This is a genomic window from Pseudomonas sp. Sample_22, from assembly GCF_004307635.1.
Classification (GTDB): domain Bacteria; phylum Pseudomonadota; class Gammaproteobacteria; order Pseudomonadales; family Pseudomonadaceae; genus Aquipseudomonas.
Genome location: NZ_RCNY01000032.1, coordinates 31,261 through 57,208 on the forward strand (window position 1 = coordinate 31,261; position 25,948 = coordinate 57,208).

At 60.4% G+C, this 25,948-nt stretch carries 18 protein-coding genes; 8 read left to right on the forward strand and 10 right to left on the reverse strand.

Annotation, left to right across the window (positions count from 1 at the left end; all coding sequences use genetic code 11):
• Positions 1-126: 126 nt before the first annotated feature.
• Positions 127-1,083 carry an alpha/beta hydrolase gene (locus D8U73_RS08165; RefSeq protein WP_130904173.1) on the forward strand — a complete coding sequence of 319 codons (957 nt, stop codon included), beginning with the start codon at positions 127-129 and terminating at the stop codon, positions 1,081-1,083.
• A 331-nt stretch (positions 1,084-1,414) separates the two neighbouring features.
• On the opposite strand, the gene D8U73_RS08170 is transcribed toward D8U73_RS08165, so the two are convergent.
• The 5 genes from D8U73_RS08170 to pvdM form a co-directional block, all read right to left on the reverse strand.
• Positions 1,415-3,895, reverse strand: a complete 2,481-nt coding sequence (locus D8U73_RS08170; protein ID WP_130904174.1) for a TonB-dependent siderophore receptor — start codon at positions 3,893-3,895, stop codon at positions 1,415-1,417.
• 215 nt (positions 3,896-4,110) lie between these two features.
• A complete protein-coding gene (locus D8U73_RS08175) occupies positions 4,111-5,757 on the reverse strand; it encodes a cyclic peptide export ABC transporter (RefSeq protein WP_130904175.1) in 1,647 nt (548 codons plus the stop codon).
• Between the two features lie 275 nt (positions 5,758-6,032).
• Positions 6,033-6,905, reverse strand: a complete 873-nt coding sequence (locus tag D8U73_RS08180; RefSeq protein WP_130904176.1) for a formylglycine-generating enzyme family protein — start codon at positions 6,903-6,905, stop codon at positions 6,033-6,035.
• 112 nt (positions 6,906-7,017) lie between these two features.
• Positions 7,018-8,310, reverse strand: coding sequence for an aminotransferase class V-fold PLP-dependent enzyme (locus D8U73_RS08185; RefSeq protein ID WP_130904177.1), 1,293 nt, complete (start codon positions 8,308-8,310; stop codon positions 7,018-7,020).
• 29 nt (positions 8,311-8,339) lie between these two features.
• Complete coding sequence (gene pvdM / locus D8U73_RS08190; RefSeq protein WP_056854876.1) at positions 8,340-9,689, reverse strand: pyoverdine-tailoring dipeptidase-like protein PvdM; 1,350 nt, start codon at positions 9,687-9,689, stop codon at positions 8,340-8,342.
• Positions 9,690-9,943: 254 nt separating this feature from the next.
• Here pvdM and D8U73_RS08195 point away from each other — a divergent pair, with 254 nt between their 5' ends.
• The gene (locus D8U73_RS08195; protein ID WP_130904178.1) at positions 9,944-11,563 is read left to right on the forward strand and encodes a PvdJ/PvdD/PvdP-like protein; all 1,620 of its coding nucleotides are present in this window, start codon (positions 9,944-9,946) and stop codon (positions 11,561-11,563) included.
• A 131-nt stretch (positions 11,564-11,694) separates the two neighbouring features.
• Here D8U73_RS08195 and D8U73_RS08200 read toward each other — a convergent pair whose 3' ends face one another.
• From D8U73_RS08200 to D8U73_RS08210, 3 genes are read right to left on the reverse strand one after another with little or no spacing between them, the layout of a single operon-like run.
• Positions 11,695-13,089 carry an efflux transporter outer membrane subunit gene (locus tag D8U73_RS08200; protein ID WP_130904179.1) on the reverse strand — a complete coding sequence of 465 codons (1,395 nt, stop codon included), beginning with the start codon at positions 13,087-13,089 and terminating at the stop codon, positions 11,695-11,697.
• A 7-nt stretch (positions 13,090-13,096) separates the two neighbouring features.
• Complete coding sequence (locus D8U73_RS08205; RefSeq protein ID WP_130904180.1) at positions 13,097-15,070, reverse strand: MacB family efflux pump subunit; 1,974 nt, start codon at positions 15,068-15,070, stop codon at positions 13,097-13,099.
• On the reverse strand, positions 15,071-16,243 hold the full coding sequence (locus D8U73_RS08210) for an efflux RND transporter periplasmic adaptor subunit (protein WP_130904181.1): 1,173 nt from the start codon (positions 16,241-16,243) through the stop codon (positions 15,071-15,073).
• A gap of 388 nt (positions 16,244-16,631) precedes the next feature.
• Between D8U73_RS08210 and D8U73_RS08220 the strand changes: the two genes are divergently transcribed.
• From D8U73_RS08220 to D8U73_RS08240, 5 genes are all read left to right on the forward strand, one after another.
• Positions 16,632-17,144 carry a sigma-70 family RNA polymerase sigma factor gene (locus D8U73_RS08220; RefSeq protein WP_082557599.1) on the forward strand — a complete coding sequence of 171 codons (513 nt, stop codon included), beginning with the start codon at positions 16,632-16,634 and terminating at the stop codon, positions 17,142-17,144.
• 149 nt (positions 17,145-17,293) lie between these two features.
• The gene (locus tag D8U73_RS08225) at positions 17,294-18,631 is read left to right on the forward strand and encodes a SidA/IucD/PvdA family monooxygenase (RefSeq protein ID WP_130904183.1); all 1,338 of its coding nucleotides are present in this window, start codon (positions 17,294-17,296) and stop codon (positions 18,629-18,631) included.
• A gap of 222 nt (positions 18,632-18,853) precedes the next feature.
• Entirely contained in the window at positions 18,854-19,267 is a 414-nt protein-coding gene (locus D8U73_RS08230; RefSeq protein ID WP_130904184.1) for a response regulator, read from the forward strand.
• A 109-nt stretch (positions 19,268-19,376) separates the two neighbouring features.
• Positions 19,377-20,003 (forward strand): response regulator transcription factor, encoded by a 627-nt coding sequence (locus D8U73_RS08235; RefSeq protein ID WP_130904185.1) that lies wholly within the window; start codon positions 19,377-19,379, stop codon positions 20,001-20,003.
• Positions 20,004-20,042: 39 nt separating this feature from the next.
• Complete coding sequence (locus tag D8U73_RS08240) at positions 20,043-23,249, forward strand: transporter substrate-binding domain-containing protein (RefSeq protein WP_130904186.1); 3,207 nt, start codon at positions 20,043-20,045, stop codon at positions 23,247-23,249.
• Here the strand turns inward: D8U73_RS08240 and dkgB are convergent.
• Entirely contained in the window at positions 23,246-24,049 is an 804-nt protein-coding gene (gene dkgB, locus D8U73_RS08245) for a 2,5-didehydrogluconate reductase DkgB (RefSeq protein WP_056854866.1), read from the reverse strand. The two genes, D8U73_RS08240 and dkgB, sit on opposite strands and share 4 nt — an antisense overlap.
• Positions 24,050-24,305: 256 nt before the next feature.
• Positions 24,306-24,845, reverse strand: coding sequence for a PaaI family thioesterase (locus tag D8U73_RS08250; protein WP_056854865.1), 540 nt, complete (start codon positions 24,843-24,845; stop codon positions 24,306-24,308).
• A gap of 235 nt (positions 24,846-25,080) precedes the next feature.
• Here D8U73_RS08250 and D8U73_RS08255 point away from each other — a divergent pair, with 235 nt between their 5' ends.
• Complete coding sequence (locus D8U73_RS08255) at positions 25,081-25,947, forward strand: pirin family protein (RefSeq protein ID WP_056854864.1); 867 nt, start codon at positions 25,081-25,083, stop codon at positions 25,945-25,947.
• Position 25,948: the final 1 nt, after the last annotated feature.

Consider the following 25,948-nt stretch of genomic DNA (forward strand, 5'->3'; position numbering starts at 1 on the left):
TAGTGGCGAGGGAGCTTGCTCCCGCTGGACTGCGCAGCAGGCCCATTCTTGGGGCCGCTTCGCAGCCCAGCGGGAGCAAGCTCCCTCGCCACAGGTTCCCTTCATTGTGTAAAAGGATTCGTCCCAATGGCCGTACTGCCAGAACTTGAAGCATTCCTCGAACTCGCCGAGTTCGGCCGTCTGACCGGTAAAAATCGTCCGATGCACGAACAGACGCCGCAACAGGCGCGGATCGACTTCGAAGCGTCCTCGGGCTTTCTCGATGTGCCGCTGGCGCACATTGCTTGCGAAAACTTCAGCATCGCCGCGCGTGATGGTTACAGCCTCGCGGCTCGCCTGTATCGCGACGGGCAAGCGGCCGATGGCCTGCAACCGGTGATGTTGTATTTCCACGGCGGCGGATATGTGGTCGGCAGCCTCGATTCCCACGATGCGTTGTGCCGTCGGCTGGCGGCGCAGGGTGGTTTTGCCGTGTTGACGGTGGATTACCGGTTGGCGCCGGAATGGCGTTTTCCAACCCCGGTGCAGGACGCCTGCGATGCCGGCAACTGGCTGGTTCGCGAAGGTGCGGCGCGTGGCCTGGATGCATCACGGGTGGCACTGGCCGGCGACAGCGTCGGTGCGACCCTGGCCACGGTGTTGTCGTTGATTGCCCTGCGCGACCCCGCAGAACTGGCGTTGAAGCCCAAGGCGCAGTTGCTGGTGTATCCGGTCACCGACGCCACCACTCACCGCGCTTCGCATCGCGACTTTGCCGAAGGTTACCTGCTGGAAACCCCGACCCTGGACTGGTTCTACGCCCACTACGGCCGCACTCCGGCAGACCTGGCGGATTGGCGCTGCTCGCCGTTGTTGGCTGAAGACTTGTCGGGCGTGGCCCCGGCGCTGGTGTACCTGGCCGGGCATGATCCGCTGCATGACGAAGGGCTGGCCTATGCCGAGCGTTTGCGCGCTGCCGGCAATGACCTGACCTTGCTCGAACAACCGGGCATGACCCATGACTTCCTGCGCATGGCGGGGTTGTTGGGGGAGGTGGAAGGGATTCACCGTGAAGTGGCGGGGTGGGTGCGTTCGCGCATGTGAGATGAACCCAGATCGTTCCCACGCTCTGCGTGGGAATGCCTCAACGGACGCTCTGCGTTCGGCTGTTGAAGGGACGCGGAGCGTCCCGGGCTGCATTCCCACGCGGAGCGTGGGAACGATCCAAAGGTGGCGGGGTGGGTGCGGTCGAGGGTGTGAGATGAAACCAGATCGTTCCCACGCTCTGCGTGGTAATGCCTCAACGGACGCTCTGCGTTCGGCTGTTGAAGGGACGCGGAGCGTCCCGGGCTGCGTTCCCACGCGGAGCGTGGGAACGCTCCATAAAAAATGCCCGCATCTCACGATGCGGGCATTTTCAGCTCAGCTCAACAGCTCAGAAGTCGTACTTCGCCGTGAGTTGGAAATTGCGCGGCTCGCCGTAGAAGGTGGTGCCGAAGTTGCCCAGGCCCGTCAGGTACTTCTTGTCGAAGACGTTGTAGGCGTTGGCGGTGAAGCTCAGGTGTTCGTCGTACTGATAACGGGTCATCAGGTCCACGAGGGTGTAGCCGCCTTGCTTGAGATTGACGCTGGCGCCTTGACCACTGCCATCCACATTCGGGTTGAAGGTCTGGCCGTAAAACGCACTTTGCCAGCTCACGCCACCGCCGACGGTGACCTGGTCCAGGGCGCCAGGCAGACGGTAAGTGGTGAACGTGCGCACGACGTGTTCCGGTTTGGTGGTCGCCAGCGGGAAGCCGAAGATGCGCTGTTCTTCCTTGTCGCGGGAACGGGCGTAGGTGTAACCAGCCGACACGTTCCAGCCTTCGGCCAGTTCACCGGCCATTTCCAGTTCCACACCTTTGGTGGTGGCGCCGTTGGTTGGCTTGTAGACGTCCTGCCCGGTGGCGGTGTCGGTGGTGACGTACTGAGCGACGTTGTCCTGTTCGATACGGAAGAAGGCCAGGCTGGCGTTCAGCTTGCCTTCGAAGTAGGCCGCTTTCAGGCCGGTTTCGTAGCTGTTGCCTTCCACCGGATCCAGGGTCTTGCCGCTGGCGTCCTTGTAGATCTGCGGCTGGTAGATGTTGGTGTAGCTGGCATACACCGAGTAGGTATCGTCGAGGTCATAGACGACGCCGGCGTAGGGCGTGACGACACCGTGTTCCTTATAGCTGGCATGCGTATCGCCCAGACCGGCGCCAGGGTAGTAGGTGTAATCCTCGTTGTACTTGAAGGTGCTGACGCGGCCGCCAAGGATGAACGACAGGTCGTCGGTCGGTCGCAGGCGTGTGGCCAGGTACGCGCCGTTCTGGCTTTGGGTGCGCTCGTACTTGCCGTTTTTCGGGAACTCCGGTTTGGCGATGTGGCCCTTCCAGTCGAAGATATCGCCCGGCACCAGGCCGAATTCGCTGCTGTCGTAAGTCGAACCGGTCTGCCGGGAATGGGAAGTCATGAAACCCGCCACCAGTTCATGTTCGCGACCGCCCAGGGTGAACGGGCCGGAAACGTTGACGTCCGCGGTGTTCTGCACGCGATGACCTTCCCAGCGACCCCAGTAGAAGAACATGCCTTCGCCGGTGGCACGATCCGGGTTGCCGCCGCTGGCGGACGCCAGTTGGGTGTCGTGATCGGTGGTCTTCTGATCGAGGGTGACCTTGAGATTCCAGTCGTTGGCCAGCGCTTGTTCCAGGGAGGCGAAGTAAGTGGTGCTGTCGAAATCACGACGGCTCCAGTCAGACCCCGGGTTGAAACTGCGGGAGAAATCGGTACGGCCGCCATCGGTGTAGAACGGTGAGTTACCGGTCCAGGAACTGCCGCGCGGGGTAGCGCTGGATTTGTCGACGCCCAATGTCAGCAGGGTATCGTCGGTCAGGTCGGCTTCGAGGATGCCGTAGTACAGGTCTTTCTTCTGGCTGTAGTGGTCGATGTACGAATCTTTGTCCTGCAGGGCGCCAACGAAGCGACCGCGCACGCTGCCGGAGTCGTTGAGCGAGCCGGAGATGTCGCCTTCGGTGCGGTAGTTGTCCCACGAGCCGACGGTGCCGCTGACCGAAGCCTTGAACTCCTTGGTCGGTTTCTTGCGCACCAGGTTGACGGTGGCGGCAGGGTCGCCGGCGCCGGTCATCAGGCCGGTCGCGCCTTTGATGATTTCGACACGGTCAAGGCTGGCCGAGTCGTCGCTGTTGTTCGGGTTTTCGCCGTAGACACCGTCGTAAGGAATGTTGACGCCATCGTATTGGAAGTTGGTGATGGCAAAGCCACGGGTGGAAAACTCGGTGCGGTCACTGTCGTACTTTTGCATGGTGACGCCAGGCGTATTGCGCAGCACATCACTCACGCTCTTGGAGCCTTGGTCATCCATTTGCTGACGGGTTACCACGGTCACCGATTGCGGCGTTTCGCGAATGGTCAGCGGCAGCTTGGTGGCGGTGGTGGTGGCGCCGGTGGTGTAGGAACCGGTGCCTTCGGTGGTCAGGCCCAGGGCCTGGCCGGAGATGGTGGTCGCGCCCAGTTGCAGGCTCGAAGAGCCGCCAGACATCAGCGTCACACTGTTGCCGTTGATCTGGAACGAGATGCCGGTGCCTTTGAGCAATTCGGCCAGCGCCTCGGAAGGTTCGAGCGAACCGGATACCGCACGGGATTTAAGACCGGCCACCTGGTCCGGGCTGTAGAGAATTTGCAGATTGGTCTGCATGCCCAGTTGAGTCAGCGCGCTGGACAGCGGTTGCACAGGAATACTCACTTTTACAGGTGCAGCATTGGCCATCGAGCTCCCCAGCAAGGTGGCGGTCAGCAGTACGCTGGTCAGCAAGGTTCGATGCAAGGTCGGACGCTGTACGGCCAGCGCGAGAGGTGTGCGGCATGGAAGGGATCGCATTACTGCCTGTGCTCCTGAAAGTGTCGTGCAGAGTTTTTGTTAATGGGAATTATTATTAAGACGGGGCGTGAGTGCGAAACCGGAAAAATAATTTTTTCATTTTTGAAACCTGCACAAAAACCTGTGGGAGCAACTGTCTTCCCCATGCCACTCGTCACCGCTATCGCGGGCAAGCCCGCTCCCACAGGTTCTGCGCAAGGTCTTGAAATGGGTGATCAGGCTGGGGTCAATTCGCTCACGACCCGGCCGCTTTCCATGCGCACCAGTTGGTCGGCGACGTCGAAATAACGGTCATCGTGGGAGATCACGATGATGGTCTTGCCCAGGCGTTTGAGGTCCGGCAGCAGTTCGGTGTAGAAAATCCGGCGAAAGGTCGGGTCCTGGTCCGCCGCCCATTCGTCGAACACCAGAACCGGCCGTTCTTCCAGCCAGGCATTGACCAGCGCCAGACGCTTGCGCTGGCCGGTGGAAAGGTCGGTGGTGGTGAAGTTGCCGTCCTTGACGCTGACCTTGTGCGCGATTTCCAGGCGTTGCAGGTACTTGTTGGCATCTTCCGGGATGTGCGTGTCGCCCTGGACCACGTCGTCGAACAGGTAGTAGTCGGCAAAAATGGTGGTGAACAACTGGCGATAGTCGTCGCGGTTCTGTGCATCGATGGCCTCGCCGTTGACGCGGATCTGCCCCTGTTGCGGGGTGTACAGGCCCAACAGCAACTTGATCAGCGTGGTCTTGCCGCAGCCGTTTTCGCCGACGATGAAAGTGATGTCGCCCTGTTTGATGGTCAGGTTGACCGGACCCAACTGGAACGGTGTGGCACCGTCCACCGACGGGAAGGTGTAGCGCACTTCCGCCAGTTGCAGTTGGTGCACGGCGGGTTTGACGTCGCCCTGATCGCTGAGCAACAGGTGCGGCTCAGGGGTGGAAAACTGTTCGGACAATTGAGCGATGCGGCGAAAGGCAATCTGCGCGCGGCTGACGATCGGCAAGGTACTGATCAGGTGTTCCAGCGGGCCTTTCATGTACAGCAGCACCAGCACGAAGCCGCTCATCACGGTCTTGTCGGCGCTCGGCCAGAAGGTTTGCAGCGCCAGGGCCAGGCCGATGACCACGAAGAACAGCATCGAGCCGAAGGTCTTGGCAATGACGAAAGTATTGATCGAGCGCACTTGGGTGTTGCAGATGAATTCGGCGGTGCCCTTGATGCCCGAAGTGAACATGCGCTGGCGGCGCGGGCGGTGAATCCGCAGTTCCTTGGCACCTTCGGCGATGGCGTTGTAGTGCTTCTGCAACTCGTCTTCGGCATCGCGGGCAGCCATGAAGCCCTGTACGCCTTTGCTCTGGGCATAGGCCTGGATCGCCGTGCCGATCATGATCGCGGCCAGCATGATCAGGAACATCGGCCATGACAGGATTGCCAGGTAGCCCATGCAACCGAGGGTCACGGTGACGGAAATCGCCAGCGGCGCGAAGGCGAAGGCGAAATCACTGATGGTGTCGACGTCGTGGGTCAACACCGGGATCAGTCGATGGCTGCGGTAGCGTTCGATCTGTTCGATCGGTGCCGACAGGACTTTCTCACCCAACTGTTTGCGCAGCTTGGCGATGATGTGCTGGCCGACATAGTTGGTGCCGATGTCGGAGCAGATCGAACTGGCCAGCGCCAACAGACACAGGCCGGCGAACAGCGCCACCACGCCCTGGGTCAGGCCGTCCGAGTGCAATGCGTTGTTGATGGTCGCCAGCAACACCGTGACGCTCAGGCCGCCGACCATGCCCAGGAAAATGGACGCGGCGACGATCAGTCGAAAGGGTTTGAGCAGGGCGAACAATTCGCCGATGGCGCCGCGAGTGGGCTGGGTCATGGAAGACTGTTCCTTGGGTCGTAAGGCAGATACCCAGTAGAACGTCTGGTCGAGGGGTTAATTTAGCGTCGGTTGACTGGTGGTGACCGTCGCTCGAATGAATGAAGGTGACGCGGAGCGTCACGGGATGCATTCCCACGCGGAGCGTGGGAACGATCAATCAACCCTGTGGGAGCCAGCCTGCTGGCGATGGCGGACGGTCAGTCGACATCTCTGCTGACTGACAAGTCGTCATCGCCAGCAGGCTGGCTCCCACAGGGGGAACGTGGTGTGCCTTAGAGCTGGCGCACTACGCGAAAGCCTATCCAGTCCCCGCGTTCCTGTGGGTACTGGCTGTTGCGGTTGCCGGAGCGGGAGAACACCGGCGCTTCACCCCAGTCATTGCCGCGGATGCGCACGGCTTCGCAGTTGGCTTCCAGCCAGGCACTACCGTCGGTGGGGGCGCCGACGTAGTTCGGATGTTCGCAATCCTCGACCCATTCGTAGACGTTGCCATGCATGTCGTACATGCCGAAGGCGTTAGGCGGGTAGCTGCCGACCGGTGAGCTGTAGCTGTAGCCGTCAGCCGGGCCGTAGGTGTTGGCGTGCCTGGCGATGCTGTATTGCTTGCCTTCATCGAACGGGAAGGGGAACGGACCCTTGGTACCGCCGCGTGCCGCGTATTCGCGCTGTGCTTCGCTGACCATGCTGTACTTCTGCCCGGTTTTCTTCGACAGCCAGGCGACGTAGTTTTTAACGTCATCGAAGTTCATGCACACCGCTGGCTGGCGCGGGGTCTGTGGATAACGCGGCTTGCTGGCGATGCACTCGCGACCGGGGCGGGTATCGCCGTTGGCGATGGTCACACCGCTTTCCTTGACGTAGCTGTCCCACTCGCCTGCGGTGATCTGGAAGCGGCTCATGGCGAACGGCCTGGCGAACGTCACGTCATGCATCGGCCCTTCATCGGGCTCGCGGCCGACTTCGTCATCGGGGGTGCCCATGGTGAAGGTGCCGGCGGGCAAAACCACCATTTCCGGGCAATCGCGGCAGTCCTTGAATACCTTGCCCGGTGGCGTTGGTGTGGCGGCGTGGACGGCGGCAGGCAGCAGGCCGGCCATGATGGCGGCCAGGGCGAGGGCCTTGAATGGCAGCAGATCACTGTTCATGTGTCATCTCGATAAAAAGGTGAGAGTCGAATCTGTAGGAGCCAGGCTTGTCGGCGAAGGCGATGTGATGGACGCCTTCGCCGGCAAGCCTGGCCCCTACGAAAATCAGGCGTCAGGCGATTTTGTTGAGTAGGGCCATGAAACGGTCGATTTCGCTTTCGCTATTGAGCAGACCCGGGGCAATACGGATCACCGGGCCGACGTCGCGGTCGACCGAGTCGCAGACCACGCGGTTTTGCATCAGTGCGCTGGCGATCTTTTCGCAATCCTGCTGCTTGACCCTGAAAAACGTGAAACCGGCCGACAGCTGCGGACTCTGCGGGGTAACCAGCTCGATCCGCGGCTGTTCCAGCAGCCGCAGCTTGGCGTAGGTGTTGAGTTCATGAATGCGCGCCTGGACGTCGGCCTTGCCCAGGTCCAGGTGCAGTTTGAACGCTTCGTCCGCCGCCCAGCGATGTTCGAAACTGTGATAGCCGCCGGGGGTCATGATGGTTGCGAAATCGGTGGCTTCGCCGAAGGTCGGAATGATCGGCGTGACGTCCTTGACCTCGGCCGAGCGCGCGCAAACGATCCCGGTGCCACGGGGGCCGAACATCCATTTGTGGGTGCCGGCGATGAAGAAATCGCAGTGCATGTCGGGGAAGTCGAGATTTTCGACACCGAAGCCGTGGACGCCGTCGACCACGTACAGCAGGCGGTCCTTTTCTTCGCGCTGGCGGTTCAGTTCTTCGACGAGCTTGCCGATTTCACCGATCGGCAATTTCACGCCGCTGCCCGATTGCACCCAGGTCATGCCCAGCACGCGGGTTTCGGGGCGAATGCCTTTGGCGATCGAGTCGAGCACTTCGTCCACGGAAATGTCGTGGCTGTTTGCGAACAGCTTGAGTTTGCGCACCTTGGTGCCCTGGCGTTGCTGGCGAAACTCCAGGGTGTAGTGGGTCGAGTAATGCTCGTGTTCGCTGACCAGGATTTCCTGGTCCGGGCGCACATGAATACCGCCGTAGATCATCGCCAGGCCTTCGGTGGTGCTGCCGGTCAGTGCGATCTGTTCAGGCGTGGCATTGAGGTAGCGGCCAGCCCAGACCCGCACGTTGTGCTCGCGTTTTTCGGTTTCCTGCAAGTCCCAGTCCATGGCGCGGCCGGGGTTGCGGTCGATGCTGGCGCGGTGCATGTCGATGGCGTTGCGCACCGGCGTCGGGTGCGAGGTCACCAGGAAGTTGGCGAAGTGCAAGTAGTCCGGGTCTTGATTGAACAGCTGGCGCAGTTGCGCCCATTTGCCCTTGGCCAGGGGTTGCGATGGCTGCTGTGGATTGCCGGCCAGCGCCGGCAGATTCACGCCGGCAGCCAGCGGCAGGCCGGCGGCGAGAATACCGGCCTGCTTGAGGAATGAACGACGGTTGGTCATGGCTTCGGCTTCGCTTGGCAAATGTGGTATCAGTTTTTTGCGACGGGTCTGGAGGATTTCTCGACCTGATCCCAGACCCGCAGAAAATTGCCGCCCCAGAGCTTGGCGATGTCGGCTTCGCCGTAGCCGCGGCTGATCAGCTCGGCGGTGACGTTGCGCGCCTCGCTGACATCCTTCCAGCCATCGAGGCCGCCGCCATCGTTGAAGTCGGAGCTGATGCCAACGTGGTCGATACCGATTTTCTTCACCGCATAGTCAATCGCATCGCCGTAATCCTTGAGCGTGGCCTTCGGTTCTTCGTCGACGATGGCGTAGAGCTGGCTGGCGTATTCGCCAAAGCGTTGCTCGGACCAGACCGTGATGACCGGATCCCCCGGCATCAGCGCCATCTCCAGACCTTGCAGCGGTTGCAGGTCGAAGCGCGCACGCAGGGCGTTGAGCTTGGCCTGCGTGGCCTGGCTCAGCGGGCGGATGTAGGTCGGGAAACCGACAATCTGCACCACGCCCCCGCTGTCCTTGATCAACTGCATTTCGTGGTCGCTGAGGTTACGCGGAATATCCACCAGCCCGCGGGGCGCCGAATGCGAGGCGACCATTGGCGTGCGGCTCAACCGGGCGACTTGTTCCAGGGCTTTGGTCGACATCTGCGACACGTCGATGATCACGCCCAAATCATTGAGACGGTGCACGGCTTGTTTGCCGAGGTCCGAAAGCCCGCCGAGGGCGTCCCGCGAATCATTGAAGAACGGCAATGGCCGCGACGAATCGGCCCAGGCGTTATTGCCCACGTAGCTGAAGCCGAACATGCGCATGCCGCGCGCGGCCCATTTGTCCAGGGCATTGAGGTCGTTGCCCAGCGGGTAGGCGTTGAGCATGCTCATGAAGATCGCGAACTTGCCTTCGCCATGCAGGCGACGGAAATCATCGGGGGTGTAGGCGATGGCCACCTGATTGGGGAAGTCACGCACCAGCGTGGTGATGATCTTGTAGCGGGTTTCCTGTTCGAAGCGTGCTTCTTCAATGAAACCCGCGGTGGGGCGATGGGGTGCGTTGGGGCCGTTCCAGATTTCCGGCCAGCCGAAAATGGTCAGCGCGGCACCGGAGAGGCGACCGCGAGCGGTTTTCACCAGGTCGAACTGGCCGCTGCCGTCCTTGTCGGCTTCGTTGCCGGCAGTGCCGAAGTCCATCGGCACGGTGATGTGGCTGTCGAACGAGAGCAGGCGTTCGTGCAATTCATCGGCCTGCTTCATCACTTTGACCGGGTAACCGGGATTGTCCTTGAACCAATAATCCCAAGCCGCGAAGCCGGCACCTGCGCTGATCGCCAGGGCCAATGGCAGGCCGATGTAAAGAGCCTTTTTCGAACGTGGTTTTGTCATTGCCGTCTCAGTCAGGTTCGCCGCGGGGGGCTTTGCTATCTGGGAGGAACGAGTGGGCAGCTGAAGAATTTAGGTGATTGCACTGGCCTCATCGCTGGCAAGCCAGCTCCCACAATGGACGGTGGTGTTCACATAATCCCATCCAAACTCGATACCTGTGGGAGCTGGCTTGCCAGCGATGCTTTTAAATTTCGCAGGGCAACAAACGTTCTAGCTTGGATAAAGCCTGCTCCATGGCTGACACAGGTAGGGCAATGACGATTTCTCGACGATGGTTCATGGCGGGCCTGGCGCTGACCGGCGCTGCCGTGCCTGCGGCTTTTTATGGGCATCGCCAATGGACGAAACCGGACCCGACAATCACGCCGGGTGAAGCTTCATTCGATGTCGCGGATGTCGCCGGCCAGCGCTTGGCGGACACCCTGCGCGGTGTCTGGCAGATTCGTTTCGAAGGCCGTGACGCAGGTCTTGAAGGTTTGCCGCGCGAAGGGCTGGAAGTGTTTCTCGACATCGGTCACAAGGGCCGTGGCCTGATCGGTTTTCTCGACACCGCCGCACGATTGCGCTCCAGCGAACAACCCCGCTACCGGGTGCTCGGTGATCTGGCCAGTGCCAAACCGGCGCAGTTGAGCTGGCGACTGGTGAGCGCGACGGGAAGCTGCGATTACGAATTCAGCATGGCGCTCGATGAGGTCTGGGCCGGGTTCGGCAATGCCGGCAGCGGCTCACTCAGTGGTCGCGTGCTGGATCTGGATCGACCCTTGATGCTGACGGCGCAGGACAACCGTTTTGTTGCCGTGAAAAAAGTCTTCCCCGAAGCCCGGGAGCGCACCGGTTTGAACCCGCCGCTATTGGCGTGGCTGACGTCCCAGGAGCATCGCCTGTTTCACCAGCTCTGGCATGCGTCCCGGGACAAGTGGCATACCTTGCCCGAAGACAAGCGCAATGCCTTGCGCGGTATTGGCTGGCAACCCGGCCCGCGGGACCAGGAGCGAGATGCCCGTGGCAAACGCAAGGATCGCAACGGCTCGGGCGTGGATTTTTTCTTCATGCACCGGCACATGCTCGGCACCGCACGTTCGATGCAGGATTTGCCATCGTGGACGCATTTTCCGCTGCCGCAGCCCGAACTGGCCCGGGACCGCGTCGGCTTCGCCAACTATTTCGACAATCACGACGGCACCGCACTGCCGCCGACCTGGCTGGCCGAGGACGATGACGAGTACTCGCAGTGGGTCAGCGATATCAAGACCGCCGAGACCTACCACAGCAATTTCCAGGTTTGGGAATCGCAGTACCGCGATCCGCGTTATCTGTCGAAGTTGACGCTGGGGCAGTTCGGCTCGGAGGTGGAGTTGGGTCTGCACGACTGGCTGCACATGCGCTGGGCCTCGGTGCCGCGTGACCCATCCAACGGTCAGCCGGTGCCGTTCGCCCGGGATCCGGCGGACTTCTCGGCGCGTTGGTATGCGCCGGAAAACGATTTTCTCGGTGATCCGTTTTCCTCTCACGTGAATCCGGTGTTCTGGCATTTCCATGGCTGGATCGATGATCGCCTGGAAGACTGGTTCCGTGCCCATGAGCGCTTTCATCCGGGGCAGGTCAGTCGGCTGGAGGTCAACGGCGTGCCGTGGTTCGCACCGGGGCGCTGGGTCGAGATCGCCGACCCGTGGCTCGGTCCTGCCACCCATGGTTGCAGCACCACACCAGGGTTGCAGGCGGGTAAGTCAGTGGAAATGGATCCGGAAACCATGAAGCTGGCGCTGCGGATTACCTTTGGCGAGGATGAAAAGAAACTCGAAGACCTGTTTCGCAAAGTGCCGCAACGACCTTGGTATGCGCGGCATTTAAAGGCCAAACAAAGTCAGGCCTGAGCACCGCAGTGATCGTTCCCACGCTCCGCGTGGGAATGCAGCCCGGGACGCTCTGCGTCCCATCCAGAGCCGAACGCGGAGCGTCCGTGGAGGCATTCCCACGCAGAGCGTGGGAACGATCAACACCACCACTACAAAGCCTGCCACCCACCCCCAAGCGCCTTGTACAGCGCAATACTCGCCTGCATCCGCGACAGCCGCAGTTGCACATTCAAGTCCTGCGCCGCATACAGCGTGCGCTGGGTTTCCAGCACGGTCAGTAAATCCTCGGCCCCCGCTTCATAGCGACTTTGCGCAAGGTTGAACGCGGTTTGCGCCTGTTGCAGTTCTTCACTTTGCCACTGCCGTTGTTCGTCCAGCCCGCGAATGCTGTTCAGCGCTTTTTCCACGTCGGCGAAACCATCGATGATTGCGCCACGATAGGTTTCCAGCAGCTCTTGCTGTCGCGCTGTGGCCTTGTCGCGTTCGGCGCCGAGGCGGCCATTGTTGAACACCGGCGAGAGCAAACCGGCGGTGAGGTTGTAGAAGGGACTGCGCAGAATGTCTGCGGCACGATCGGCGCCGGAGCCGATTTCCGCGCTCAGGGTCACGGTCGGCAACATGGCGGCGCGGGCTACGGTGACGTCGGCCTGGGCGGCGGCCAGTTGTGCTTCGGCGCGGGCGATGTCCGGTCGACGGCTGAGTAATTGGCTGGGCACCCCGGCATCAATGGCTGGCCATGACAGTTGATCGAAGCGCTCCTGGCCCAAAGACAATGCCTGCACCGGACGGCCGAGCAGGGTGGCGAGGCTGATCTGCGCGTCCCTGACCTGCTGCTGCACCAGCGGCAACTGGCGTTGCTGCGCGGCCACCAGGCTTTTCTGCTGAGCCAGTTCCAGCGCCGTCGCCGAGCCCGCGTCAAAACGGGTCTGCACCAGTTTCAACACACTCTGCGCGTTGGCCAGATTCAACTCGGCAATGCGGCTTTGCTCTTGCAGCGACAAGGTCTGTGCGTAGCCGCTGGCCACGCCGCTCAGCAGCGTCAGCTCAACGGTCGCCTGATCGAATTCGCTGGCGCGCAGGGCAAATTGCGCACTGTCGCGGGAGGCACGCTGGCCGCCCCAGAAATCGACTTCGTAACTCGCGGTGAGATTGGCGTCGAAGTAATCCACAGCGTCATTACTGCTGTCGGCGTCGAGTTGGCTGTAACCGCTGCCGCGCAGCAGTTTTTGCCGGTTGGCGTTGGCCCCGGCCTTGACTTCGGGCAACTGTGAACCACCAGCGACTACCGTTTCAGCCTGTGCCTGGCGCACTCGGGCGATGGCAGCGGCCAGGTCGTAACTGCCGACCCGGGCCTGTTCGATCAGCCGTCCCAGTTGCGGGCTGCCGAAGCGGTTCCACCATTGCTGATTGTCGTGAACGGCGCCGGCGGTGTGCGGCGATTGCCAGGCGGCGGGCGGCACAACGCCGCTGTCCGGGCGCTGGGCAGGGCTGCCGCAAGCGCTGAGCAACAAACACAGGGTCAACAGGCTGAGTGGCGGCTTCATCAATCGTTTATTCACTGGTAAGGGCCGTGACCGGGTCGAGTCGGGCAGCTTTGCGGGCCGGCATGAAGCCGAAGACAACACCGGTGACCAGGGCGCAGCCGAAGGCGCCCAGCACCGCTATCAGGGAGAAGGCGACCGCGACTTCGCTGAGGACCAGCACGCCACCGACGATCAGCGCCAGGGCAATTCCGGCGAGCCCGCCGACGACCGACAGCATCACGGCTTCCGTCAGAAACTGGCGCAGGATATCCCGCTGCCGGGCGCCGGTGGCCATGCGAATACCGATCTCGCGAGTGCGCTCACGCACAGTCATGAGCATGATGTTCATCACACCGATACCGCCCACCAGCAGCGAAATCGCGGCAATCGAACCGAGCATCAGCGACAGGGTGTTCTGCGTGCGCGCTTCGGCCTGGATCATCGCCGCGTTGTTGGTCAGTTCGAAATCCTTCTTGCCGTTGTGCAGGCGCAGCATCAATTGCTCGATGGCGCGTTCCGTTTCCTTGACCTTGCGCGCATCGGCGGCGGCAATCGCGATGTACTCCGGGTTGTGTGTGCCGAACAGGCGCACGCTGGCGGCGGAGTAGGGGATGGCGATGCGGTCGTCGCTGTCGGAGTCGCCGGAGCTGGCACCTTTTTCCGCCAGAACCCCGACCACCTGGAACGGCACGTTCTCGATCAGGATGTATTGGCCAATCGGGTTGGCCACGTCCTTGAGCAGTTTAGTGCGGACCTTATGGCCGATCACCGCCACGGCTGCCGCGTTCTGTTCGTCGGCTTCGGTGAAGTAACTGCCTTCGACTACAGGCCAGTTGAAGATCGCGGGGAAGTTGGTGTCGTTGCCGCCGACGTAGCTCAAATGGTCGAGGTTGCCGAAGCGCACCCCGGCTTCCTGGCCGTTGACCGGCATGATGCGCATCACTTGCGGCAGGCTGGCCACGGCCTTGACTTCGTCGAGGGTGACGATGCCCAGCGGTGTACGCGGGTTGGGCGACGAGCCGCTGAGGTAAATGATGTTGGAGCCGAACGCGCCCATCTGTGCCATGACCTGACGCTTGCTGCCTTCGCCCACGGCCAGCATCACCACCACCGAAGCGACGCCGATGATGATCCCGAGCAGGGTCAGCGCAGTACGGAACTTGTTGATCCACATCACCCGCCAGGCGGCCTGGACCGCGTCGACCAGTTCGCCTTTCCAGGCACCGGTAGCTTGGGCACCTTCGCTCAGGCGCTTACGCAAATCGACGGCTTGCAGTGCACCGGAGGTTGCCGACTGTTGCGCGGCGGGATTGTCACGGGCGCTGTCGCTGATGATCAGGCCATCGCGTATTTCAATGATGCGTTTGGCCCGGGCCGCCACTTCGCGATCGTGGGTGATCAGGATCACGACGTGGCCCTGGCTCGCCAGTTCGTCAAGCAGCGCCATGACTTCCTTGCCGCTGTGGCTGTCGAGGGCGCCGGTGGGTTCGTCGGCCAGGATGATGTGGCCGCCATTCATCAAGGCGCGGGCAATCGACACCCGTTGCTGTTGCCCGCCCGAGAGTTGGTGCGGGCGGTTGCCTGTACGCGCGCCCAGGCCGAGGCGGTCGAGCAGGGCGGCGGCGCGGGCGTGGCGCTCGGCAGCCGGAATGCCAGCGTAGATGGCCGGCATCTCGACGTTTTCCTGGGCCGAGCCGGATGGAATCAGGTGGTAACCCTGAAACACGAAGCCGAACGCTTCGCGGCGCAGCCAGGCCAGTTCGTCACTGTCGAGCGCCGCGACATTTTCCCCGGCGAAGCGGTACTCGCCCGAGGTCGGCCGGTCGAGGCAGCCGAGGATGTTCATCAGTGTCGACTTGCCGGAACCGGACGCGCCGACAATCGCCACGAATTCCCCGGCATGGATCGACAGGTCAATGCCGCGCAACACGTGAACTTCAGGTGCGTCGCCACCGCCATAGGCCTTGCGGATGTCCTGCAGTTCGATCAGGGGCGTTTGCATTCAACCGCCACTCCCGTCGGCCGGGCCAATCAACAGGTGATCGCCTTCTTGCAGGCCGTCGAGAATCTGCACCTGCAGACGATCGCTGATGCCGGTGCGGACGTTGCGTTGTTCGATGCTGCCGTTTTTGGCAACCACTTGCGCGGTCTGGCTGCCGGCTTGTTTTCCTGCCTGCAGCGCCGCAATCGGCGCGGTGAGAACGTTTTGCGCCTGATCGGCGACAAAAAATACCTGGGTGGTCATTTCTGCCATCAACGCGTTGTCGGCGTTGTCGACGTCGAGCAGTACGGTATACAGCACCACCCGAGCGCTGCCGCTTTTGCTCGAGCTGGCGGGGCTGCCGCCGCCCTGACTGGTTTGGTCGAGGGGTTTTGGCGGCACCGGCAGAATCTGCCGCACGGTGCTTTTCCAGCGTCGGGCGCCACCGCTGAGGGTGGTGAACCAGGCCGTCATGCCGGGTTTGACATGGCCGATATCAGCTTCAGAAACTTCGGCCCAAACCGTCATCGGCGACAGTTTGGCGATGCGCAGAATCAACGGCGTCTGCTGCTGGGCATTGAGGGTCTGGCCCTCGCGGGCGTCGAGTGCGACTACGGTGCCGGACATCGGCGCGTAGATCCGGGTGTAGCCGAGTTCGGCCTGATCGCTGCGCAGGCTGGCCTGGGCCTGGCGAATCTGCGCCTGGAACATGTCGATGCGCGCTTGGGTGGCGCGCAGTTCGGCCTGGGCGGTCTGCACGTCTTCTTCGCGGGTGGCGCCACCGGCCTTGAGATGCTGTTGACGCTGGAATTTTTGCCGGGCGAGTTCGTGCAGCGCACGCTGTTCTTCAAGCTGTGCCTTGAGGTTTTCGATGGAAAAACGTCCAGCGTCGAGTTTGGCCTGTTGCGTGGATGGATCGATTTCCACCAGCAACTGGCCTTCCTTGACGACATCTCCGACTTCCACATGGATCTTGTGGATTTGCCCGGACGCCTGCGCGCCGACATCGACATAACGCCGCGGTTGCAAGGTGCCTAGCGCGGTCACGCTGCTTTCGATATCGGCGCGGGTGACCTGCACCGTGACGAACTGGTCGCGGCCGGGAGGGATGATCTGCCAGGCGGCGACGGCGATAACGGGGATCAGACAGAGCGCAGCAAGCAGGGCGCGTCGGGCGGGACGGGGACGTTTCATGCAGAGTTCCGGCCAAAGGATTTCGGCCCGTCGTTCAGCGCGGGGAGCGGATAGAGACGGGTAGCTGTCCTGTAAACGAAGAAGCCATTGGGGAATTTAGCCTGGGACATATGGCGTAACAGCTGCCGCGTGCCTGGGTGATACAACCATCCTGTGGGAGTTGGCTTGCCAGCGATAGCGGTGGATCAGTCAGTGAATGTGCCGGCTGATACTCCGCCATCGCTGGCAAGCCAGCTCCCACAGGTATTGTGTAATTCGGAGGTTTCCACGGCCCGGCAACTATTTGTCAGCCAAGACAAAGCAATACTTTAAATCTATATGAGAATTACTATAAATTACGCAGCTCAATTGCCACTATCGTGCCATTGCCTGTTTTCTGGTCGATGAAGTGGCTCAAGACCGTCCCCGTGCCGGAGTCATGTTGGAAAACTACTATCGCGAGCTGGTGTGTTTCCTGAACGCCAAGCTCGGCAACCGACAGGTTGCCGAAGATGTGGTGCATGACGCTTATCTGCGAGTCCTGGAGCGCTCCAGCGACGCGCCGATCGAGCAGCCGCGGGCGTTTCTTTATCGTACGGCGCTGAACCTGGTGATCGACGATCATCGGCGCAATGCACTGCGCCAGGTCGAGCCGCTGGATGTGCTGGACAACGAGGAGCGTTACTTCTCCCCGTCACCCCTCAACAGCCTCGATCACGGCCAGCGCCTGGACATGCTCCAGCGCGCGTTGGCGGAATTGCCTCGGTTGTGTCGCGAGAGTTTTCTGCTGCGCAAGATCGAAGGCCTGTCACATCCGCAAATCGCCGAGCAGTTGGGTATTTCCAGGGCCATGGTCGAAAAGCACATCGTCAATGCGATGAAACATTGCCGGGTGCGCATGCAGCAATGGGATGCGCACTGATCGGCGTCCTTTGATGCCTTGCGGTTAAATTTTATTTCACTGTCCTCGTTCCTACTCAACAGACGACCTACTGTCCTGCTCCAGGCCGGTCAGGTCACTTAGGCTCTCCTTGCCCCGTCGCCCCGGGGTTCATCCAGAGGACACTGGAAATGACACAGGCAATTGCATCGCCCATCGTTCACGACCTGATCGGCGTCGGCTTCGGCCCTTCGAACCTGGCGCTGGCCATCGCTCTGCAAGAGCGCGGTCCGATCCAGGGCGAACTGGATGTGCTGTTTCTCGACAAACAGGCGAACTACAGCTGGCACGGCAACACGCTGTCGACCCAGAGCGAGTTGCAGATTTCCTTCCTCAAGGACCTGGTGACCTTGCGCAACCCGACCAGCCCTTATTCGTTCGTCAATTACCTCAAGGCCCACGGGCGCCTGGTCGACTTCATCAACCTGGGCACCTTTTATCCATGCCGCATGGAGTACAACGACTACCTGCGCTGGGTTGCCGCGCAATTCGAGCGTCAGAGCCGCTACGGCGAAGAAGTGCTGACCATCGAGCCGGTGCTGCACAACCAGCAGGTTGAAGCGCTACGCGTGATTTCCCGTGATTCGACGGGCCATCAACATGTGCGCACCGCGCGTGCCGTGGTGGTCAGCGCCGGTGGCACGCCGCGTATTCCCGAAGCGTTCAAGGCGCTGAAAGAGGATGGCCGGGTGTTCCATCATTCGCAGTACCTGGCGCAAATGGCCAGGCAGCCGTGCGTGAACAACCAGCCGATGAGCATCGCGATCATCGGTGGTGGGCAGAGTGCGGCGGAAGCGTTCATCGATCTCAACGACAGCTTTCCTTCGGTGCAGGTCGACATGATTCTGCGCGGCTCGGCGCTCAAGCCAGCCGACGACAGCCCATTCGTCAACGAAGTCTTCTCGCCGGAGTTCACCGACCTGGTATTCCACCAGCAGAGCAGCGAGCGTGAGCGTCTGGTCAACGAGTACCACAACACCAACTACTCGGTCGTGGACATCGACCTGATCGAACGCATCTACGGTATTTTCTATCGCCAGAAAGTCTCGGGGATTGCCCGTCACGCGTTCCACACCCTGACCACCATCGAGACAGCCACCGCCACTGAGCGCGGTATCGAACTGGCGGTGCGCAACAATGCCACCGGCGAAGTCACGGCTCGCCATTACGATGCGGTAGTGCTGGCCACCGGATACGAGCGGCAGATGCACCGAAAACTGCTGGCACCGCTGCAAGCGTATCTGGGTGATTTCGAGGTGGACCGCAATTACAAGGTGATCACCGACGAACGCTGCAAGGCGGGCATTTATATGCAGGGCTTCTGCCAGGCCAGCCATGGCTTGAGCGACACGTTGCTGTCGATCCTGCCGATCCGCGCCGATGAAATCGCTGGCTCACTGTATGACCATGGCAAGCATCGCGGGCACGCCAGTTCGGTGGAGGATCTGTTATTGGCGACTGCCAGCTAAAGATTTGCCGGCTGCACAAGCGTTATCGCGGGCCCGCTCCCACAGTTCGATCTTTGATCACACATTTTTGTGTCCACTGAAGATCCCTGCGTGAGCGGGCTTGCCTGCGATTGCGCTCTGATAAACCGAACCGGTGCATTGGTATTTGGGAAAAGTCCTACAGAAAGGCCTTCGGGTCTTCCGTAGTCTTGCCACCTCAATAATCTGACCGGGGAGGCCACGTTGTTCAAAAAATCCATACGCATCCTGATCGCGGATGAACAACACTTTAACCGGCTAAGAATCGAGCGCTGGTTCAACCAGCTCGGTTATTACCGGGTGGCCCCGGTACAAGACATGGCAGAGCTGCTGGTTCTGGTGGAGTACGCCAGCGAGCCTTTCGATCTGTTGATCATCAACGCCGCAATGGGACACGGAAAACTCGACCTGCTGGATTTCTGCCTGGATAACCACCAGCTCGATCGCGTGATGATCTACGACGGCCAGCGCGCGCAACTGCCTGCAATCGCGCTCTGCGCGCAGCGCAAAGTCAGTGTTAGCCATGCCTTGTTGCCGGATCTCGCTTCGATCCAGCGGCTGATGGCCCTCGCGGATTCACGGCGACCGTCTGTCGGCACTGTCATTTCTGTCAGGTAGTTTCGCCTCGCTTTCCATGCAACAGTCCAGGCGCAGCCGCTGCGTCTGATTCGAGCCTTGCTCGAAGACTGTCAGCGCCCGTTTATCGTGTAATTGCCCAGGAGTTGCCATGAAGTCAGTGCTGATTGTGGACGATCATCCGGTGATTCGCGGCGCAGTCAAAATCGTCCTCAAGCTGGAAGGGTACAAACGCATCCACGAAGCCTCCACCGGTAATGAAGTCCTGCCGATGATCCGTGAACACCAACCGGAACTGGTGATACTGGACCTGAACCTGCCGTTTCTCGATGGGCTTGATGTGTTGGCTCGCATCAAGGCGGGCGAGGTGAATTGTCGCGTGGTGGTCTTTACCTCTCAGGAGCCGTCGTTTTATCAGGATCGCTGCATGCGCGCCGGAGCCGCTGCCTATGTCGCCAAGACCAACGACCTTGAGCACCTGCACAAGGCGGTGCACGCGGTGATGGGCGGATACACCTACTTCTCGCGGCTGCCCACAAGTTCAGTGTCGATGAGCACGTTGCAGCGCAGTGAAAAACAGATGATCGACAATCTGTCAGACCGGGAGTTGACGATTTTTCAGCATCTGGCCCGCGGAATGAGCAACAAGACCATCGCCGACATCATGCATTTGAGCCACAAGACCGTCAGCACCTACAAAACCCGTTTGATTGAAAAACTCAACGTGGATTCGTCGGTGCATCTGCGGGATCTTGCCCGGCGTAATCATTTGATCTGAGAGAACGCCATCGAACTTTCGCGCAGCTTTAGAAAACGTTTGTTGCTGGTGCTTTGTTTGTGGGCATCGAGTGTCTGTGCGCAACCGCAAACACTGACGCTGCTCGGGCGCTCCAGCGTGGAAGGAGATACCGTCCAACTGTCGGAAGCCGATGCACGCTGGCTGCAGCAAAAACGTCGATTGGTGCTGGCGGTGTCAGCACCCGACTATCCACCTTTCGACATCACCACCACGGGACATGCCCTGGAGGGACTGACGGCAGACTATGCCGACCTGCTCAAACAGTTGTTGCAGACAGAGATTGAAGTTCACCGCTACGCCACACGCGCCGAGGCGGTGCAGGCCCTCAAGCAAGGAGCGGCCGACCTGCTGGGAACGGCCAACAGTTATGAGGCGCAAGACCCGCAGTTACAGATGTCCAGTACCTATGCCGTCGATCAACCTGTGTTGGTCACCCGTACCGACTCACCGCAAACGCTGGACCGGGCGCTGGCCGGCAAACGCCTGGCGATGCTGTATCACTACTTGCCGGAAAAGTACGTGCGGCAGTTCTATCCCGGGGCTCGTGTAGAGTTGTTTCCTTCGACGCTGGGCGCGGTGGGGGCTGTGGCGTTCGGGCAAGCGGATATCTACCTGGGTGATGCCATCAGTGCCCATTACCTGATCAGCAAGAACTACCTGAACAACGTTCGACTGGCGAAATTTTCCTCCATTGAACCGGGCCGGTTTGCGTTTGCCCTGGCCGGTGACAATCGCCGGTTATTGCGCATCGTCAACCAGGCATTGGCGGCGATCAGCGCCAATGAACAGATCAGCATCTTGCGCCGCTGGGGCGCAGGGGGGGCCACTGTTTCCGGCACCCAGCCATTGCAGCTAAGCGTGGTCGAGCAGCGCTGGCTCAAACAAAACCCGCGTTTGCGGGTGGCGATCAATGAAAACATGATGCCCATTTCATTTTTCGACAGTGAAGGCCGATTTCGCGGTATTGCTGCCGACGTTTTGGAAAAAGTCAGCCTGCGCACCGGTTTGAAGTTCGATATGCGACCGACCCAATCCGTCGCTGAAATGCTTGAGTGGATCAGGACCGGGCAGGTGGACCTTGTCGCGGGGATCAGCCCCAGTATTGAACGCGAAGCCCAATTGCTATTCACCCGCCCGTTCCTCACCAGTCCGAATGTGCTGGTCACCCGCGTGGAACCGGGCAGCCCCGCGACCCTCGATGACATGGCCGGCAAAACCCTTGCCGTTACCCAAGGCAACAGTGCTGGCGAATTCATCCGTCAGAATTTTCCGCAGATCCGGCTGGTCAACGCATCGTTGACGGCGGATGCGATGGAGAAGGTCGCGCAGGGCAGGGCCGATGGCGGTATCAATTCGTTGATCGGCGCCCGCTACATGATTTCGCGGCTGTATCGTGGGCGATTGCAAGTGACCAGCACCGTCGGCGTCGAACCTGCTCGCGGCACGCTGGCGACCAGTCGAAACGCGACAGAGTTGCATTCGATACTGGACAAGGCGTTGCTGAGCATTGCCCCCGAAGAAATCGACGAGATGACTCAGTATTGGCGCAATGACCTGATGCTCGAACAGAGTTACTGGTTGCGCCATCGCCAGCAAATTCTTCAGGCCTTTGCGGTCGCCGGCAGTTTGTTGTTGCTCGCTTTGGCCTGGATTGCCTGGCAGCGTCGGCAGATCCGTCAGCGCCAGCAATTGCTTGCCCAATTGCAAGACGCCAAGGAGGCGGCCGATGAGGCAAACCGGGCGAAGACCACGTTTCTGGCAACCATGAGCCATGAAATTCGTACGCCCATGAATGCCTTGATCGGCATGCTGGAACTGGCGCTGAAAAGGGCGGACGAGGGCGTGACCGACCGTGCGGCCATCGAGGTGGCGTCCAATGCCGGGCAACAGTTACTGGGGTTGATTGGCGACATTCTGGACATTGCGCGCATTGAGTCCGGTCATCTGTCGCTGACCCCGGAGCGGGCCAATCTGCAGGACCTGGTGCTCTCGGTGGGTCGGGTGTTTGAAGGCCTGGCGCAGCAAAAGAACCTGCGCTGGCGGGTCGAACTTGAGGAACACAGCGACCGCGATGTGCTGGTCGATCCCACGCGCTTCAAGCAGGTGTTGTCCAACCTGTTGAGCAACGCGATCAAATTCACCCAAGAAGGTGAGGTCAGCCTGACTCTGCGCACGGTGTCGACGTCATCCGATCGCTTGGCGGTCAGCCTGCGTGTAGAAGACAGCGGCATCGGCATCAGCACCGCGGACCAGCAGCGATTGTTCAGCCCCTTCGTGCAGGCCGGCAATAGCCGGCAATCTGGCCGCCAGGGTTCCGGTCTTGGACTGGTGATCAGCCGCACGATATGCGAAATGATGGGCGGCCGATTGCATCTCCACAGTGTGCTCGGAAGCGGTACGCAAGTGGACATCAACCTTGAGCTGATCGCGCTGCAACCGTTGCCGGCCATTGAAGTACACAAGCATGACGACCTGCCACCCACTCGAGCGCTGTTGATTCTGGTGGTTGACGATTATCCGGCGAATCGTTTGTTGCTTTCGCGGCAGTTGAGCTACCTGGGGCATCACGTGCTGTTGGCGGAAGATGGCCAGCAGGGTTTCGAGCAGTGGCGCGGGCACGAAGTGGACCTGGTCATCACCGATTGCAACATGCCGGTTGCCAGTGGTTATGAACTGGCGGGTGCGATCCGCGATGAAGAACGGTTCGAGGGCGGATCACCGACATTGATTCTGGGGTTTACCGCCAATGCACAGCCGGAGGAAAAAATCCGCTGTATCGAGGCGGGTATGGACGATTGTCTGTTCAAACCGATTCGATTGGGCGACTTGAGCAAATGGCTGGCCGAAAGGTTCGGCCACCTCCCGACGGGCGCGAACGAACAACGGCCAAACGCCGAGATCGACTTGAGCGGTCTGGCGAAGTATGTCGGTGCGGACGATGAACTGATCGCCGAATTGCTGCGCGACGTAATGGCGACTAATCGCGATGATCGCGCGCGTCTGCTGCAGGCACATGTCACCCACAATTATCCTCTCCTGCAAGAGCTGGCGCACCGTATCAAGGGCGGCGCGCAGATGGTTCGTGCGCAGTCATTGGTGACGTGTTGCGAACAACTGGAGCGTGCCTGCGGCGAGGGCCGCGCTTCGCTGATCGACGCCGCCGTCGATCAGCTGCAACAGGCGATGACGCGCCTGGACCGTAGTCTTGAGGTCAGGCGCGATTAATCCCAGTTCGGTGCGATGCCTTTGGGGCTGGTCAGGCGTTGGCCGCGATCCAGGCTGCAGATCAGCGCCATGTCGGCGTCACTCAACTGCATGCCACAGGCCTTGAGGTTGCTGGCGAGGTTGATGCGTTTGGTCGACGAAGGAATCACCGCGTACCCCAACTGCATGGCCCAAGCCAGGGTGACCTGTGCCGGTGTCGCCTGAAGGCGCTCGGCGATGTGTGCAATGACCGGGTCCTTGAGTACTTCGCCATAGGCCAGGGTCATGTACGACGTGATCTGGATACCCTGGCTTTGCGCGAACTCGACCACCTTGCGGTTTTGCAAGTAGGGGTGCAGTTCGATCTGGTGGGTGGCGATGTTTTCGGCACCGACGGCGGCGATCGCCCGTTGCATCAGGTCGATGGTGAAGTTCGACACGCCGATCTGCCGAGTCAGGCCCAGGCGCTTGGCTTCGAGCAGGGCGCCCATGAATTCTTCGACCGATACCTGGTCTTCGGGCGAGGGCCAGTGGATCAGCGTCAGGTCCAGGTAGTCGGTCTGCAGTTTTTGCAGGCTTTCCTTGAGGCTTTCAAGCAGACGATCCTTGGCGAAATTGGCCACCCAGATCTTGCTGGTGATGAACAGCTCTTGCCGGGGGATGCCGCTGGCGGCAATGGCTTCACCGACTTCAGCTTCGTTTTCGTAGATTTGCGCGGTGTCGATGGCCCGGTAGCCAAGTTCCAGAGCGGTGCTGACCGAATCAATGACCACCTGGCCTTGCAAGCGAAAAGTACCAAGACCGAATGCGGGAACAGACATGAATGACTCCAGAGGTTGCAGTGGGAATGCACTGAGTATCCGTGCCTGCATTCGTGGGAAAAACCGCTGGATGGGCAAAGCAATGTTTACCGTAAGTCAAGAAACGCTGTATTCCGGTGAGGTTATCGACGTTTGAAATGTCCTCTTCGCGAGCGAGTCCACATTTAATCTTCAGTGAGCATGGGCTTTTGTGTCCCATATAGATTAAATGTGTGAGTGGGCTCGCTTGCGAAGGCAGCACCGCGGTTCTGGAGCCTTACCCTCGAGCCTCAAGAATCATGCAAGTGGTCGTCCCTGTCGCATACAAGCGCCCATCCACATCATAAATCCGCCCTTCGGCCAGTGCTGTCGAGCGCCCCAGATGGACGATTTTGCCCTCGGCGCGCACCGGGCCGCTGGCGTTGTTCAAGGCGCGGACGTAGCTGATGCGCAGGTCCAGCGTGGTGTAGCCCTGGCCTTTTTTCAATTGCGTATGGATCGCACAACCCATGCAGGAGTCCAGCAACGTTGCGGCATAGCCACCGTGCACGGTGCCCAGCGGGTTGTAGTGCCTTGAATCGGGCGTGCCCTGAAAAACGAACAGCCCGGCGGACCATTCGATTGGGATGAAATCCATCAGCACGCCAATGGGCGGCGAGGGCAGGTCACCGTTGCCGATGCCTTCGAAAAACTCGGCAGGCGACAGGGCGCTGACCTCGGCCATGGACAAACTGCCAGGTCCTTGCAGACGAGCGCGCATGGCCTGTTCCTGGGCGATCCATTGGGCGAGGGTGGCTTCGCGGTTGGGGCTTTGCATATTCAAGACCTCGGGCAGGAGCGGATATTATGGTTGTAATTCTCGGTAATATTATGTCCGGAATAAAAAGTCCGCCAGTCCCATAAATCCTGAGCTTCTCACTATCAGAGGGTGTTGATGCCTTGCACCATCGTTCTCCCGATAGAACACAGAGACTGATTTTTGCAGTCTAGTGCAGCAAAGGTCATGGTTTTAAGCTTTGTCCATGGCCTTACTCACTTCATCAGGAGACACCATGAAAAACATCATTGGTATCTACACCAGTCCACGGACCCATTGGGTCGGCGACGGTTTTCCGGTGCGCACGCTGTTTTCCTACGACAACCTGGGCAAACACATCAGTCCGTTTCTGCTGCTCGATCACGCCGGCCCCGCCGAATTCACTCCGACCACCGAGCGACGTGGTGTGGGGCAGCATCCCCATCGCGGCTTTGAAACCGTGACGATCGTTTACAAAGGTGAAGTGGAACACCGCGATTCCACCGGCAGCGGCGGCAAGATCGGCCCCGGCGATGTGCAATGGATGACTGCCGCTTCCGGGATCCTGCATGAAGAGTTCCACTCCAGCGACTTCGCCAAAATCGGCGGCACGCTGGAGATGGTGCAACTGTGGGTCAACTTGCCGGCCAAGGACAAAATGGCCGAGCCCGGTTACCAGACAATCCTCGATGGCGACATCCCGAGCATCGCCTTGAAGGACAACGCCGGCCGCCTGCGATTGATTGCCGGCGAATTCGACGGCCATACCGGCCCTTCGCACACCTTCACGCCCATCGATGTCTGGGACCTGCGCCTCAATGGTGGCAAGTTGCTGACACTGGACTTGCACGAAGGTCGCAACACAGCAGTGGTGGTGCTGCGCGGCACGGTTCAGGTCAATGGTCTGGAACTGGTGCGAGAAGGGCAGCTGGCGCTGTTCGAGCGCAAGGGCGATCAGTTGAGCCTTGAAGCCAATAGCGACGCAGTGGTGCTGTTGCTCAGCGGCGAACCGATTGATGAACCTATCGTTGGTCACGGCCCGTTCGTGATGAACAGCGAGCAAGAAATCCACCAGGCGTTCGCCGATTTCCAGTCCGGCCGCTTCGGCCAGATGCACGGTTGAT

Bases quoted from the DNA above. Each gene is read 5' to 3' on its own strand.
- D8U73_RS08235 (WP_130904185.1), top strand. From the start codon at position 19,377: ATGAAGTCAGTGCTGATTGTGGACGATCATCCGGTGATTCGCGGCGCA.
- D8U73_RS08255 (WP_056854864.1), top strand. From the start codon at position 25,081: ATGAAAAACATCATTGGTATCTACACCAGTCCACGGACCCATTGGGTC.
- pvdM (WP_056854876.1), bottom strand. From the start codon at position 9,689: ATGACAAAACCACGTTCGAAAAAGGCTCTTTACATCGGCCTGCCATTG.
- D8U73_RS08165 (WP_130904173.1), top strand. From the start codon at position 127: ATGGCCGTACTGCCAGAACTTGAAGCATTCCTCGAACTCGCCGAGTTC.
- D8U73_RS08210 (WP_130904181.1), bottom strand. From the start codon at position 16,243: ATGAAACGTCCCCGTCCCGCCCGACGCGCCCTGCTTGCTGCGCTCTGT.
- D8U73_RS08180 (WP_130904176.1), bottom strand. From the start codon at position 6,905: ATGAACAGTGATCTGCTGCCATTCAAGGCCCTCGCCCTGGCCGCCATC.
- D8U73_RS08185 (WP_130904177.1), bottom strand. From the start codon at position 8,310: ATGACCAACCGTCGTTCATTCCTCAAGCAGGCCGGTATTCTCGCCGCC.
- D8U73_RS08175 (WP_130904175.1), bottom strand. From the start codon at position 5,757: ATGACCCAGCCCACTCGCGGCGCCATCGGCGAATTGTTCGCCCTGCTC.
- D8U73_RS08250 (WP_056854865.1), bottom strand. From the start codon at position 24,845: ATGCAAAGCCCCAACCGCGAAGCCACCCTCGCCCAATGGATCGCCCAG.
- D8U73_RS08225 (WP_130904183.1), top strand. From the start codon at position 17,294: ATGACACAGGCAATTGCATCGCCCATCGTTCACGACCTGATCGGCGTC.
- D8U73_RS08170 (WP_130904174.1), bottom strand. From the start codon at position 3,895: ATGCGATCCCTTCCATGCCGCACACCTCTCGCGCTGGCCGTACAGCGT.
- dkgB (WP_056854866.1), bottom strand. From the start codon at position 24,049: ATGTCTGTTCCCGCATTCGGTCTTGGTACTTTTCGCTTGCAAGGCCAG.
- D8U73_RS08200 (WP_130904179.1), bottom strand. From the start codon at position 13,089: ATGAAGCCGCCACTCAGCCTGTTGACCCTGTGTTTGTTGCTCAGCGCT.
- D8U73_RS08195 (WP_130904178.1), top strand. From the start codon at position 9,944: ATGACGATTTCTCGACGATGGTTCATGGCGGGCCTGGCGCTGACCGGC.
- D8U73_RS08205 (WP_130904180.1), bottom strand. From the start codon at position 15,070: ATGCAAACGCCCCTGATCGAACTGCAGGACATCCGCAAGGCCTATGGC.